The 13,574-nt window shown below is 72.0% G+C and carries 10 protein-coding genes; 3 read left to right on the top strand and 7 right to left on the bottom strand.

What is annotated here, in order from left to right:
- Nucleotides 1-201 precede the first annotated feature (201 nt).
- The 4 genes from AOK18_RS18435 to AOK18_RS18420 all read right to left on the bottom strand — a co-directional run bounded on the left by AOK18_RS18435 (nucleotide 202) and on the right by AOK18_RS18420 (nucleotide 5,352).
- The gene (locus tag AOK18_RS18435; RefSeq protein ID WP_055695092.1) at nucleotides 202-1,896 is read right to left on the bottom strand and encodes a glycoside hydrolase family 13 protein; all 1,695 of its coding nucleotides are present in this window, start codon (nucleotides 1,894-1,896) and stop codon (nucleotides 202-204) included.
- 157 nt (nucleotides 1,897-2,053) lie between these two features.
- Nucleotides 2,054-2,968, bottom strand: coding sequence for a sugar ABC transporter permease (locus AOK18_RS18430; RefSeq protein ID WP_055695091.1), 915 nt, complete (start codon nucleotides 2,966-2,968; stop codon nucleotides 2,054-2,056).
- Nucleotides 2,969-2,981: 13 nt separating this feature from the next.
- Nucleotides 2,982-3,983 (bottom strand): carbohydrate ABC transporter permease, encoded by a 1,002-nt coding sequence (locus tag AOK18_RS18425; protein WP_055695090.1) that lies wholly within the window; start codon nucleotides 3,981-3,983, stop codon nucleotides 2,982-2,984.
- A gap of 97 nt (nucleotides 3,984-4,080) precedes the next feature.
- Nucleotides 4,081-5,352, bottom strand: coding sequence for an extracellular solute-binding protein (locus tag AOK18_RS18420; RefSeq protein ID WP_055695089.1), 1,272 nt, complete (start codon nucleotides 5,350-5,352; stop codon nucleotides 4,081-4,083).
- A 485-nt stretch (nucleotides 5,353-5,837) separates the two neighbouring features.
- On the opposite strand from AOK18_RS18420, the gene AOK18_RS18415 reads away from it, so the two are divergent.
- Nucleotides 5,838-6,872 carry a LacI family DNA-binding transcriptional regulator gene (locus AOK18_RS18415; protein WP_055695088.1) on the top strand — a complete coding sequence of 345 codons (1,035 nt, stop codon included), beginning with the start codon at nucleotides 5,838-5,840 and terminating at the stop codon, nucleotides 6,870-6,872.
- A 516-nt stretch (nucleotides 6,873-7,388) separates the two neighbouring features.
- Here AOK18_RS18415 and AOK18_RS18410 read toward each other — a convergent pair.
- Together AOK18_RS18410 and AOK18_RS18405 are read right to left on the bottom strand one after the other, a co-directional pair.
- Entirely contained in the window at nucleotides 7,389-8,594 is a 1,206-nt protein-coding gene (locus tag AOK18_RS18410; protein WP_055573390.1) for a PP2C family protein-serine/threonine phosphatase, read from the bottom strand.
- Nucleotides 8,591-10,198, bottom strand: coding sequence for a sensor histidine kinase (locus AOK18_RS18405; RefSeq protein WP_055695087.1), 1,608 nt, complete (start codon nucleotides 10,196-10,198; stop codon nucleotides 8,591-8,593). The genes AOK18_RS18410 and AOK18_RS18405 overlap by 4 nt, the downstream gene beginning before the upstream one ends.
- Before the next feature lie 109 nt (nucleotides 10,199-10,307).
- Between AOK18_RS18405 and AOK18_RS18400 the strand changes: the two genes are divergently transcribed.
- A complete protein-coding gene (locus AOK18_RS18400) occupies nucleotides 10,308-11,090 on the top strand; it encodes a response regulator (protein ID WP_079039840.1) in 783 nt (260 codons plus the stop codon).
- Between the two features lie 201 nt (nucleotides 11,091-11,291).
- The gene (locus AOK18_RS18395; protein WP_240503228.1) at nucleotides 11,292-12,389 is read left to right on the top strand and encodes a phosphatase PAP2 family protein; all 1,098 of its coding nucleotides are present in this window, start codon (nucleotides 11,292-11,294) and stop codon (nucleotides 12,387-12,389) included.
- A 204-nt stretch (nucleotides 12,390-12,593) separates the two neighbouring features.
- Here AOK18_RS18395 and AOK18_RS18390 read toward each other — a convergent pair.
- Nucleotides 12,594-13,574: [protein-PII] uridylyltransferase family protein (locus AOK18_RS18390; RefSeq protein WP_478078845.1), on the bottom strand; the 981-nt coding region annotated here is incomplete at its 5' end.

Raw genomic sequence — 13,574 nt, 5'->3', positions numbered from 1 at the left:
GCGGGTCCCGGGCGCCGTGCTCCGGGCACGGCGCAAGCCGGCAAAGGCGCTGCGGGAGGGCCGTCGCGGTGCCGAGCCGGGCGCCGGGGCGCGCGGGGCGAACCGGCGGAGCGGGCGGCGGGCCCGACGGTCCGCTCCGCGCACGGCGAGGGCCCGCCGCTCCCCGGGAGGGAGCGACGGGCCCCGGAGCCGGACGGGTCGTCAGGCCCGCGTCCACCACACCGTCGTGTCCGCCGGCACCTTCGCCTCGTCACCGGTCTCGGCCACCTCGCCGTTGGCGATCAGCACCCTGCCGTGGGACGGCACGGTCACCGACTCCCCCGTGGTGTTGGCGACGCACACGAACTCCCCGCGCCGGAAGGCGAGGACGCCCTCGGGGGCCCGCAGCCACTCCACCGTGTCGCCCGCGCCCAGGTCGGCCTGCTCCCGGCGCACGGCGAGGGCGGCGCGGTACAGCTCCAGGGTCGAGCCGGCCGTCCCGGTCTGCGCCTCCACGCTCAGCTCGCCCCAGTTCTCCGGCTGCGGCAGCCAGCTGCCGCCGTCCCCGAAGCCGTACGAGGAACCGGTGCGGGTCCACGGGATCGGCACCCGGCACCCGTCGCGGAAGCCGTCCTGGCCGGCGCCCCGGAAGTACGCCGGGTCCTGGCGCACCTCGTCGGGGAGGTCGACGACGTCCGGCAGGCCCAGTTCCTCGCCCTGGTAGATGTACGCCGAGCCGGGCAGCGCCAGCATCAGCAGCGTCGCCGCGCGGGCCCGGCGCAGGCCCAGCTCGCGGTCGCCGGGCAGGCGGAGCTGGGTGCCGAGGCCGGGCGGGTTGCCGAAGCGGGTGGCGTGCCGGGTGACGTCGTGGTTGGACAGCACCCAGGTGGCGGGGGCGCCCACCGGGCGCATCGCGTCCAGGGTGCGGTCGATGACCGCGCGCAGCTCCTCGGCGTCCCAGTGGGTGCCCAGGTACTGGAAGTTGAACGCCTGGTGCAGCTCGTCCGGGCGGACGTAGTGGGCGGTGCGCTCGACCGTCGGGGTCCAGGCCTCGGCGACGAAGATCCGCTCGCCGGAGTACTCGTCGAGGATGAGCCGCCACTGCCGGTAGATGTCGTGGACGCCGTCCTGGTCGAAGAACGGCATGACATCGTTGCCCAGCAGCTTCAGCTGCTCGTGGTCCCCCAGGTCGGGCAGGCCCTCGGCCTTCACCATGCCGTGCGCGACGTCGATGCGGAAGCCGTCCACGCCCATGTCGAGCCAGAACCGCAGAATGGAGCGGAACTCGTCGCCGACGGCCGGGTGCTCCCAGTTGAAGTCGGGCTGCTCGGGCGCGAAGAGGTGCAGGTACCACTCGCCGGGGGTGCCGTCGGGCTCGGTGACCCGGGTCCAGGCGGGACCGCCGAAGATGGACTCCCAGTCGTTGGGCGGGAGCTCGCCGTCGGCGCCCTTGCCGGGGCGGAAGTGGTAGCGGTCCCGCGAGGGCGAGCCGGGGCCCTCGGCGAGCGCCCGCTTGAACCACTCGTGCTGGTCGGAGGAGTGGTTGGGCACGATGTCGACGATGATCCGCAGGCCCAGCCCGTGGGCGTCCCGGATCAGCGCGTCCGCGTCGAGCAGGTTGCCGAACATGGGGTCGACGGCGCGGTAGTCGGCGACGTCGTAGCCGGCGTCGGCCTGCGGGGAGGCGTAGAAGGGGCTGAGCCACACGGCGTCCACCCCGAGGTCGCGCAGGTACGGCAGGCGGGAGCGGATGCCCTCCAGGTCGCCCATGCCGTCGCCGTTGCTGTCGGCGAAGCTGCGCGGGTACACCTGGTAGATCACCGCGTCCCGCCACCAGTCGTGGCGTCTGGCGACGGTGGCTACGGCAGCGTCGGTCGTCGGGGTGGGGGCCGGGGCGGCGGCGTGCTGCTGGCTCATGTCGTCCTTGAATACGTGGGGTCGGTCAGGGAGGCGAGTGGGGCCGAGGAGGCGGGATGCGGGTGACGGGGCGGCCGCGGTGCCGGCGGGGTCGGATGGACACCGCGGCCGCCCACCCCGCGCGCCGTGGCACGCGGGAGTCGTCGGGCGGAGGGCGTCAGCCCTTCGTGCCGCCCGCGGTGAGGCCGGCCACCAGGTTCTTCTGCACGAGGTAGAAGAACGCGGAGACGGGTATCGCGATCAGGACCGCCGTGGCGGCCATCAGGTGGCGCTGGGCGTCGTGCTCGCTGACGAAGCTCTGCAGGCCGACGGCGAGCGTGTACCTCTCGTCGTCGAGCATGAACGTCGTGGCGAAGGCGACCTCGCCGAACGCGGTGATGAAGCTGTAGAAGGCGGCGACCGCCAGGCCCGGCTTGGCCAGCGGCAGGATCAGCCGCAGGAACGTGCCGAACGGGGACAGCCCGTCGACCCGGCCCGCCTCGTCGATCTCGAACGGAATGGTGTCGAAATAGCCCTTCATCAGCCACGCACAGTACGGCACCGCGGTCGAGCAGTAGACGAGGATGAGGCCGAAATAGGTGTCGATCAGCTGAAGGTCGGACAGGATCTGGTACATCGGGACCATCAGGACGGCCACCGGGAACATCTGGGTGACCAGCAGGACCCACATGAACTTCTTGTACCCGGGGAACCGCATCCGGGACACCGCGTATCCGGTGGTGGCGGCGACCAGGACGCCGATGACGGTCGTGCCGAGCGAGACGATCAGCGAACTCTTCAGCCAGTCGAAGAAGTTCGTGTTCTGCAGCACGAACACGTAGTTGTCCAGCGTCATCTTGCCCCAGATGCCGCCGGGGCGCAGGTAGTCGTCCTTGTCCGGGCCGAGGGACAGGAAGACCAGCCAGGCGACCGGGAACAGGGCGACGAGGCTCGCCGTGATCAGGATGCCGTGCGAGCCGAGGGCGCCGCCGCGGCTCATCTCACCGCGCCGCGTCCCGGGCCGGCGGGGCGCGGTCCGCCCGGCCGGCTTGCCCGTCGCCACGGCCGGCGCTGGGGTGTCGAGGGTGCTCATGGGGGCTCCTGCCTCAGATCGCGAGCTGCTGCTCATTGCGGTTCAGCCAGCGGCGGTAGAAGGAGGTGAAGACGATCAGGACGGCCAGCAGCAGCATGCCGTAGGCGGCGGACTGCGCGAAGTCGCGCGGCTGCTGCCCGAAGCCCAGGTAGTAGGCCCAGGTGACGAGGATCTGCGCGTCCGGCGCGGTGTTGCCGAACAGCAGGAAGATGACGGCGAACTGGTTGAAGGTCCAGATGACGCCGAGCAGCACGACGGTGGAGCTGACCGAGCGCAGGCCCGGCAGGGTGACGTGGCGGAACCGCTGCCAGGCGGTCGCCCCGTCCATCTCGGCCGCCTCGTACAGCGTCCCGTCGATCGACTGGAGGCCGCCGAGCAGGGAGACCATCATGAACGGCACACCGCACCAGGTGTTGACCATGATCGCGGCGAACCGCTGCCAGAAGGTGTCCTCGAGCCACAGCGGCGTCGGCAGGCCCAGGGACTCCAGGCCCGAGTTGATGATGCCGCTGTCGGCGAGCATGAACCGCCAGCCGAAGACGGTGACGAAGGTCGGCACGGCCCACGGGAGGATCAGGATCAGCCGGTAGAAGGTGCGGCCGCGCAGCTTCTGGTTGAGCAGCAGGGCCAGGCCCAGGCCGATGGTGTAGTGCAGGCCGACGCAGGCCGCCGTCCAGACGATCGTCCAGATGAAGTGCGACCAGAAGCGGTCGTACGACGTCTCGCCCCAGAGGATGTCGGCGTAGTTGTCCAGGCCGATGAACTTGTACGTGGCCTCGATCTCGTTGACGCCGATGGTGCGGGCCGAGTTGAGGCTGTTGGCGTCGGTGAGGGTGAGGTAGAAGCCGTACGCCAGGGGATACAGCACGAGGACGCCGAGCACGACGACCACGGGCACGATCATGGCGAAGGCGTACCAGTGCTTCTGGTAGGCACGCTTCAGGCGGCCGGGGCCGGGGCGGGGCGGGCGGTCACCGCTGCGCTTGCCGGTCGCGCGGTCGATGGCGACTGTCATGGTTCGGCACCTTCTGGATGATCAAGGGGTTCGGCACACAGGCCGGTGGCCGCCGGTTCCTCCCCTTCCGGAGAGGGATCCGGCGGCCACGCGGGCTCTACTTGCTGAAGTCCGGCACCAGCTTGGCGATGGCGGTCTCGGCGTCGCCCAGACCCTTGTCCAGGGACTCCTTGCCGCTCGCGATCTGGGGCAGTTCGTCGTCGAGCGGACCCCACAGCGAGCTGTACTCGGGCAGGGCCGGGCGCGGCTGGGCGGCCTCGAGGACCGTCTGATAGCCGGCGATGCCCGGGTCGGCCTTGACCTTGTCGGTGTAGGCGTCGTCACGCGTGGGCAGCGTGGAGTTCTTCAGGGCGATGGTCTCCTGGGCCTCGGCCGAGGTCATGAAGTTCACGAACTTCAGCGCGGCCTCCTGCTTCGCGGCGTCGGAGCCGGCGTAGACGGAGAGGTTGTGGCCGCCGGTCGGGGCGCCCGCCGTGCCGGCGGAGCCGGCCGGGACGGTGGCGATGCCCAGGTTCTCCTTGTCCTTGAAGGCCGAGCCCTTGTAGAAGTTGGTGATCTCCCACGGGCCCTGGATGATCGAGGCGACCTTGCCGTTGACGAACGCGTCCTGGATGTGGGCGTAGGCGTCGGCGGTGGTGTCGGCCTTCTTCAGGCCCTTGCCGTCGAAGAGGTCCAGCCAGGTGCCGTAGGCCTTCTTGGCCTCGGGCGAGGTGACGGTGATCTTCTTGGCGTCGGCGTCGACCGTGTCGGTGCCCTCACCGTAGAGGAAGGACTGGGCGTAGTAGGCCTGGGTGGAGCCCCAGTAGCCGTCGGCGCCGGTCTTGTCCTTGATGGTGGCGGCGGCCTTCTTCAGGTCGTCCCAGGTCTTGGGGGCCTCGACGCCGGCCTTCTCGAAGAGTTCCTTGTTGTAGACCAGCGCGAGCGTGTCCGTGACGAACGGGACGCCGTAGACCTTGTCCTCGTACGTCGCCTGCTCGATCAGGTTGGACTTGAACTTCGCCTGGTCCTTCAGCGCCTCGGTGCCGTCCAGCGGCAGGAAGAAGCCCTTCTTGGCGAAGGCGGGGGTCCAGCCGACCTCGGAGCGCAGCACGTCGGGGGCGCCCTTGGAACCGGCGGCGGTGTCGAACTTGTTCTGCGCCTGGTCGAAGGGGACGTTGACGTACTTGACCTTGACGTCCTTGTTGGCGGCCTCGAACTCCTTGACCAGGGCCTGGTAGGTCGGCGCCTCGTTGGTCGCGTTGGAGGTGTCCCACCAGGTGATGGTGACCGGGCCGTCGGCCGAGTCGCCGCTGTCGCTGTCTCCGCCGCAGGCCGTCGCCGTGAGGGCGAGGGACGCCACCAGCGCGGTGGCCGCTATGCCACGCCGCATGAGTTCTCCTTGAGGGTGAAAGCCCGTGTAGTGCGGGAACGGCCCCGTCTGCCGTCCCGCCGACTTGCCGACCGCGCCGATGGGGCCGCCGGGCGACGTGAACGTAACAGCGATGCAACCGATCCGAAAGACCTTGCTGAAAAATTTTGCAAGAAAGCCCGACGGTTACCCCGTCGTGACCTCTCCTTGACCCCTCGTCGCGAGGCCCCGATCGCCGTGCCACCGCCGACTTTCCGGCACCAGGGCAGGAGTTCGGACGGCTGTGCAAGACTCTGCAAGTACTTGCCATCCGTTTCCGCCGGAGGGATCATCCGTTGCGGTACGGACGCCGAGCACCCTGCCGAGCACGACGTGTCGCACACGACATGCCGACCACGACATGAGGGACCGCGATGACCCAGCAGCCCGCGACGGGCCGTTCGACCGTACGCGCCAGGCGTCCGGCCGGTGTGCAAGGAGTGGGGCGGCCGATAGGGTCCGGTGCTGTGACCACACGTCTTGCCGACATCGCCGCTCAGGCCGGGGTGAGCGAGGCGACCGTCAGCCGCGTGCTCAACGGCAAGCCGGGCGTCGCCGCCACCACCCGCCAGTCCGTCCTCGCCGCCCTCGACGTGCTGGGTTACGAACGTCCGGTGCGGTTGCGGCAGCGCAGCGAGGGTCTGGTGGGGCTGATCACCCCCGAGCTGGAGAACCCGATCTTCCCGGCCCTGGCCCAGGTCATCGGGCAGGCGCTGACCCGGCAGGGCTACACGCCGGTGCTGGCCACCCAGACCCCGGGCGGGTCGACGGAGGACGAGCTGACGGAGATGCTGGTCGACCGCGGGGTGGCCGGCATCATCTACGTCTCCGGACTGCACGCGGACACCACGGCCGACATGCAGCGCTACGACCGGCTGCGCGCCCAGGGGGTGCCGTTCGTCCTGGTCGACGGCTTCTCGCCGAAGGTGCAGGCGCCGTTCATCTCGCCCGACGACCGGGCGGCGATGGCGCTGGCGGTCACGCACCTCGCCTCCCTCGGCCACACCCGGATCGGGCTGGCGCTGGGGCCGAAGCGGTTCGTGCCGGTGCAGCGCAAGATCGAGGGCTTCGTGCGCACCGTGCAGGAGCAGCTGGGGCTGCCCGCCGAGACCGTGGAGAAGGAGCTGGTCCAGCACTCCCTGTACACCCTGGAGGGCGGCCAGGCCGCCGCCAGCGCGCTCATGGACCGCGGGTGCACGGCGGTGGTGTGCGCCAGCGACATGATGGCGCTGGGTGCGATACGGACGGCCCGGCAGCGCGGTCTGGAGGTGCCGACGGACATCTCGGTGGTCGGCTTCGACGACTCCCCGCTGATCGCCTTCACCGACCCGCCGCTGACCACGGTCCGCAAGCCGGTCCCGGCGATGGGCCAGGCCGCGGTGCGCACCCTGCTGGAGGAGATCGGCGGGACGCCCGCCCCGCACAGCGAGTTCGTGTTCATGCCGGAGCTGGTGGTCCGGGGCTCGACGGCCTCGGCACCCGGGGACCGGAACCGCCCCTGAGGGTCCTCCGGCGGCCCGTGCCGCAGACGCGGGGGCCGGCTCGGGATCCCCGGAGGCCGGCCGCATGTTCCGGGCCTGCGGCCCGGGCTCTCCCGGCGGGCCTCCGGGCTGCGGACTCTCCCGGCGGGTGTCCGGATGCGGGCTCTCCCGGTGGGGCTCCGGATTCCGGGCTCTCCCGGTGAGGTGTGCCCCCGGCCGCGTCGCCGCCCGCCCTCCGCCGCCTCGCGGCCGCACGCGCCCGCGGCGTCCCGGCGGCCTCCCCGAGTTCTCTGTTCCGCGCCGGCGAAGGGGGCTCCCCTGGGCGGGGAGGGCTCCAGGGCCCGCTCGCTCCCCCCGGGAGGTCACCGCGCGTCGCCTCCGGCCCGATGCCCGAGCGGGTCCGGCCCGAACCACCCGGCGCGTCCGAACCACCCGGCGCGTCCGAACCACCCGGCGCGTCCGATCCGTCCGGCGCGGCCCGGCCGGGGTGCGGCGGACGGCGATCGGCGGCCCGCCCCCCTCCCCCGCGCGGGGCTCTCAGGGGAAGGCGGGCCGGTCGCCCCAGTCGAGGCGGAGCACGGCCAGGTCGTCGGAGTGGCGCCCGGCGTTCAGCGTCTGGGTCTCCTTGATGAGGAGGTCGACGTGGTCCGCCGGGTCCGCCGGCGGCAGGTTCCCGATCAGCGTGAGCAGGCCTTCGACGCCGAGCCGCTCCCCCTTCGTCCCGTTGTGCCCTTCGACGAGGCCGTCGGTGTAGACGGTCAGGGCCCCGGCGGCCGGGAGGGGGACGACCGTGGAGGGCCAGCTGCACTCCCCGGGGACGATGCCCAGGGCGATGCCGTGTTCGGCACGCACCTCCCGGGTCCCCTCGGCCGTGGTGAGCAGGGGTTCGTGATGGCCGGCCAGGTGCAGGACGGCCGTGCCGGAGCGCTGGTCGAGGGTGAGCAGCGTGCAGGTGGCGAACAGCTGCTGGCTGTCGCGTTCGGCGATCAGGAGGCGTTCCATCAGGCGCAGCAGGTCGTCCCCGCGGTGCCCGCCGAGCACCAGGGAGCGCCAGGCTATCCGCAGGCAGACGCCGAGCGCCGCGGCGTCGGGGCCGTGGCCGCTGACGTCGCCCACGACGGCGTGCAGCAGCCCGTCGTCCCCCTCCACCACGTCGAGGAAGTCCCCGCCGAGCAGGGCCATCTCGCCACCGGGCAGGTAGCGGGACGTCACCCGCACCGTGGAGGTGTCCAGCATCGGCCGGGGCAGCAGGCCGCGTTCCAGGCGGGCGTTCTCCTCCGCCCGCAGCCGGGTGGCCTGGGCCTCGGCGCTCGCGCGTTCCGTCCGGCTCCGGTAGACGGCGTAGCGCAGCGTCCTGCGCAGCAGGTCCGCCTCGACCTTGCCCTTGACGAGGTAGTCCTGGGCTCCGGCGGCCATGGCCTCGGTGCCCGCCCGGTCCTCGGACAGCCCGGTCAGGACGATCACCGCGGTGTGCGGGGCCAGCCCGCGCACCGCGGTGACCGCGTCGACGCCCGACACGTCGGGCAGGTGCAGGTCGAGGAGGACGCAGTCGATCGGGCTGCCGGCCAGTTCGGCGCGCGCCTCGGCCAGGGTGGTGCGGATGGTCAGTGAGAACCGCATCCCCGTGTCGTGGAGGAGTTCCTCCACGAGCAGGGCGTCGCCCGGGTCGTCCTCGATCAGCAGGACGCGGTACACCGGCCCCTCGGAGGACGCCTCCGGCACGACCGGCAGGGCTGTCGTCATCGCGCCGGCTCCGCGTCGGCGCGGACGGCCTCCGGGACGGCGGACGGGGCGGGGCTCTCCGGCGGGCGGGGGGCGAGGGTGAAGACGATGCGCGCGCCGTCGCGGTAATCCGGGTCGACCCCGATGGTGCCCCCGTGGAACTCGACGATCTTCTTGCACATCGCGAGGCCGATCCCGCTGCCGGTGTAGGTGTCCTTGGTGTGCAGTCGCTGGAAGATCACGAACACCTTGTCGGCGTACTCCGGCGCGATGCCGATGCCGTTGTCGGTGACGGTGAACCGCCACAGTTCGCCGTCCCGCTCCGCCGTGACGTGGATCTTCGGCGCTTCGCCCGGGCGCCGGAACTTGACGGCGTTGCTGATCAGGTTCTGCCAGAGCATGCCCATCTGGGTGGGGTCGGCGACCAGGGACGGCAGCGGATCGTGGGTGATCTCCGCCCCGGCCTCCTCGATGCCGACGCTCAGCTCGGACAGGGTCCTCTCCAGCACCTTGTCCAGGTCGACGTCCTGGTGGGCGTTGTGCAGCCGTCCGACCCGGGAGAAGTCGAGCAGGTCGTTGATGAGGGTCTGCATGCGGTTCGCGCCGTCGACCGCGAAGTCGATGTACTGGTCGGCCCGGCTGTCGAGCTGTCCTCCGTAGCGCCGCTGGAGGAGCTGGGTGAAGCTGGACACCTTGCGCAGCGGTTCCTGCAGGTCGTGGGAGGCCACGTACGCGAACTGCTCCAGCTCGGCGTTGGACCGCTGGAGGTCCGCGGCCTGCGCGTCCAGCCGCAGCCGCGTGTCCTCGCTGAGGGCCAGTTCCCGCAGGAGGCGCTGGCGCATGAAGTCGATCTCGTGACCGAGGTGCCGCAGGTCGGCGGGGCCGGTCGGGGTGATGGGGTGCTTGAAGTCACCTCCGGCGACCGCGCGGGCGTCCGCGCCGAGCCGTTCCAGCGGCGTGTTGATGCCGCGGCGCAGCCCTTCGAAGATCAGGATGGTGAGGGCCGCGATGACCGCCGCGATGGCGCTGAACACCCAGTTCCTCAGCACCATCGTGTCCATCAGGTCGTCCCTGGCCCGTTCGCGGTCCGCGAGCAGCTGTTCCTGCTGGTCGCTCAGGGCGGCGCGTACGTCGTCGAAGGCCTCCTTGCCCTCCTCCGCCTGCCGGGTGGCGATCGGGGAGGGCGAGCCGGCGGGCGCGGCGGCGACGGGCCGGGCGACCTTCTCCTGCCAGTCCGTCACGGCGTCCTGGACGGTCTTGAGGTCGTCCAGTCCCGCGCGGTCGTCCCGGAGCAGCCCGCGGAGTTCCGCGAGGCTCGCCTCCTGTTCGGTGAGTCCCTGCTCGTAGGGGGTGATGAACTGCGGCATGCCGGTGAGCCCGTAGCCGCGGATCCCGGTCTCCTGGTTGAGCACGGCCGCTTCCAGGCGGATCGCGACGGTCAGCGCGGGGGACCGCACGTTCACCAGGTCGTCGCTGATCGTCTGGGTCCGCCCCAGCACCCATGCGCCCACGGTCCCGAGCAGGGCCAGGACCACGAGTGACACGGCCGCCCCCACGCGAAGCCACCGCCGGGTCGTCCAGGCGGAAAACCCCGGTATGCGCGATTGCCTCTCGTCGGCAGTCATTCTGTGGGCTCCTCGTTGCGGGCAATCACCTTGAAAGTCGGGCCTGCACACTTTAGAGGGCGACAACCCTTGTTGTCGCGGAGCGGGTCCTGGACTTAGAGTGCCGGGCATGCCTGGCAAGGATTTCGTAGCGCGGATCACCCCGCAGGAGGCCGTCTCCCTCACGGACGCGGCAGTCGGTGATCTCGCGCGACGCCTCACCGGGCGGCTTCTGGAGGTCCCCTCGCGCCCGGCACCGGACGACCCGGCCCACCCCCTGGCCCTGCTCCACGTGCTGGACCACCTCAAGCAGGCCACCGAACGACTCCAGCAGGAGGCCGCCGCGGCCGCCGCCCGCGCGGGTGCCGGATACCCGCAGATCGGTGCCGCATGCGGTCTGACCCGGCAAGGTGCCCGGCGCCGCTGGCCGGGGCTTTTCCACCACTCCACCGAGAAACCCACCGAGAAACCCACGGAGCATCCGACGATGACCACCCCCACTCGCCCCTTCGACGTCCTGCTGGTCGAAGACGACATTGCCGACGCCATGCTCATCGAGGAGGCCCTCTCCGAGCGCGGAGCCCGCAACCTCGTCCAGGTCACCGACGGGGTCGCCGCGCTGGAGCACCTGCGGACCCCGGGCACCCCTCGGCCCGACCTCATCGTCCTGGACCTGAACATGCCCCGGATGAACGGCCGGGACCTGCTCAAGGTCCTGAAGAGCGACGACGACCTGCAGACGATCCCCGTGGTCGTCCTGACCACGTCCACCGCCCCGGACGACGTCACGGGCGCGTACAGCAGCCACGCCAACGCCTACGTGACCAAGCCCGTCAACCTGGAGGAGTTCGAGCAGGCCGTCCAGAGCATCGACTCCTTCTACCTGGACACCGCCACCCGGCCCCGTCTCTGAACCGGCCGGGGCCCGGGGCCCCGGTCTCCGCGCTCCGCCGTCCCGTCCCGGGGCGCCGTCTCCTCCTCCGGTCGCAGGCGACGGGGCTCCGTGCCCTGCTGGAGGAGGAGGCGGCGGGTCTCCTCCCCGGAGAGAACGTGCGGGCCGGCTACCCCTGGGGGAGGATCTTCCCCGGGGGCTTTTCTGGCAGACTCTGTGCCCATGGGTGAAACGACGGTGACCACGCTGGAAGGTCGGCATGAGGCCGCAGCGCATCCCGTCGAGGACCGGACGGGGCCGGGTCTCCTGCGCCGTCTGCGCGCCCCCCGCCGGCCGCGGTTGTGGTTCGAGATCCTGCTGATCGCGGTGAGCTACTGGACGTACTCGCTGATCCGCAACGCCGTGCCGGAGCAGAAGGCCCAGGCGCTGAGCAACGCCGACCGGCTCTGGGAACTGGAGCAGCGGCTCGGCCTCGCCTTCGAACAGTCGGTCAACCACGCCGTGAATTCGGTCACCTGGCTGGTCGTCGGCATGAACTACTACTACGCCACCCTGCACTTCGTGGTCACCCTGGGCGTCCTGGTGTGGCTCTACCGCAGTCACCCCGGCCGTTACGCGGCCACCAGGACGGTGCTGTTCTCCACCACCGCCGTCGCACTGGCCGGGTACTACCTGTTCCCGCTCGCCCCGCCGCGCCTGATGAACGGCGACGGCTTCATCGACACCGTGCTGGTCCACGAGACCTGGGGGTCGATGGCCTCCGGTGACCTGAAGAACATGTCCAACCAGTACGCCGCGATGCCGTCGATGCACATCGGCTGGTCGGTGTGGTGCGGGCTGACCGTCTTCGCGCTGGCGAAGGTCCCGTGGGCGAAGGTCCTGGGCCTGCTGTACCCGGCGGGCACGCTGGTGGTCATCGTCGCCACCGCCAACCACTTCTGGCTGGACGCGGTGGGCGGCGTGCTCTGCCTCGCCTTCGGCTACGCGCTGGCGACCCTCTGGTACGGCAGCCGCCCGTACACCCTGCCGCGGGAGGTGCCGGACCACGGCGACGGGGGCGGCCGGAGCGGGGTTCTTCCGGCCGGGCTTCTTGCGCACAGGGTTTTCCGGGGGAAGGGTTCCCCCGGCGGGCGCGGCACGGACGACACCGTCGCGGTGCCGGACGGCGGGAGTCCGGATCCGGTCGGCGTGCAAGCGGGCCTCGTGAGCCCGCGGGTCCCGGACGACTCCCCCGGTCCGCGCGCGGCCGACGACGTCTCCCCCGCGGGCGCCTCCGCCCCGGGCGCCTCCGCCCACGCGCCGGAGGTCCCGCGCCCCTGAGGCGTCCTTCGCCGTTCGCCTTCGAGGAGGCGGGACGCCCGCCGGGGGACCCCTCCCGCCGGGCGTCCGGCGCCGCCGCGCCGCCCGCGCTCCCGGGCGGCCCCGCCCACCGGCCTTCCGTACCGGCCGCCCGCCCCGGATCCCCGTGCCCGTCGCCTGCTCCGGACGCCTGTGCCGGGTGGCCGCGCCGGGTGCCGGCGGCTCCTACGAGCCGCCGTAGAACAGCTCCTCCATCACGCCCCGCGCCCTGCGCGCCGTGCGCCGGTACACGTCGAGCATGTCCCCGGCGCGGCCGGCCCCGTAGCCCAGGTAGCGGCCGACCGCGGCCAGGTCGCGGGGGGCGGCGGGGAAGGTGTCCCCGGCCCGGCCCCGGACCAGCATGACCGCGTTGCGCACGCCGGTGGCCAGGACCCAGGCCTCGTCGAGGACCTCCGCGTCGTCCGCGGAGATCAGCCCGGCCTCCCGGGCGGCCGCCAGCGCCTCGCGGGTGCGGGTGGTGCGCAGCCCCGGCACGTGCGCGGCGTGCCGCAGCTGGGTCAGCTGGACGGTCCACTCCACGTCGGACAGGCCGCCGGGGCCGAGCTTGACGTGCAGCTTGGGGTCGGTGCCGCGCGGCAGCCGCTCGGACTCCATGCGCGCCTTCAGCCGCCGGATCTCGCGCACGTCGTCCTCGCCGAGCCCGGCGGGCGGGTAGCGCAGCGGGTCGATCAGCTCGGCGAAGCGGCGGCCGAGGTCCTCGTCGCCGGCCACGTGCTCGGCCCGCAGCAGCGCGTGCCGCTCCCACACCAGGGACCAGCGCCGGTAGTACGCCTCGTACGACTTCAGGGTGCGCACCAGCGGTCCGGACCGGCCCTCGGGGCGCAGGTCCGCGTCGACGATCAGGGGCGGGTCGGCGCTGGGGGCCTGGAGCAGGCGGCGCATCTCGGCGACGACCTTGCCGGCCGCGTCGGCCGCCTCCCGCTCGTCCACGCCGTCGCGCGGCTCGTGGACGAACAGGACGTCCGCGTCGGAGCCGTAGCCCAGCTCGTGGCCGCCGAAGCGGCCCATGCCGATGATCGCGAAGCGGGTGGGCAGCTCGTCCCCCCAGCCCTCCCGGACGACGGCGCGCAGCGTGCCGGCGAGGGTGGCGGCGGTCAGGTCGGACACGGCGCCGCCGACCAGGTCCACCAGGGCGCCCTGGTCGGC

It is taken from the genome of Streptomyces prasinopilosus, assembly GCF_001419695.1.
Classification (GTDB): domain Bacteria; phylum Actinomycetota; class Actinomycetes; order Streptomycetales; family Streptomycetaceae; genus Streptomyces; species Streptomyces prasinopilosus.
Note: the sequence above shows the minus strand (reverse complement) of the source record. Positions and strands in the feature narration are given on the sequence as shown.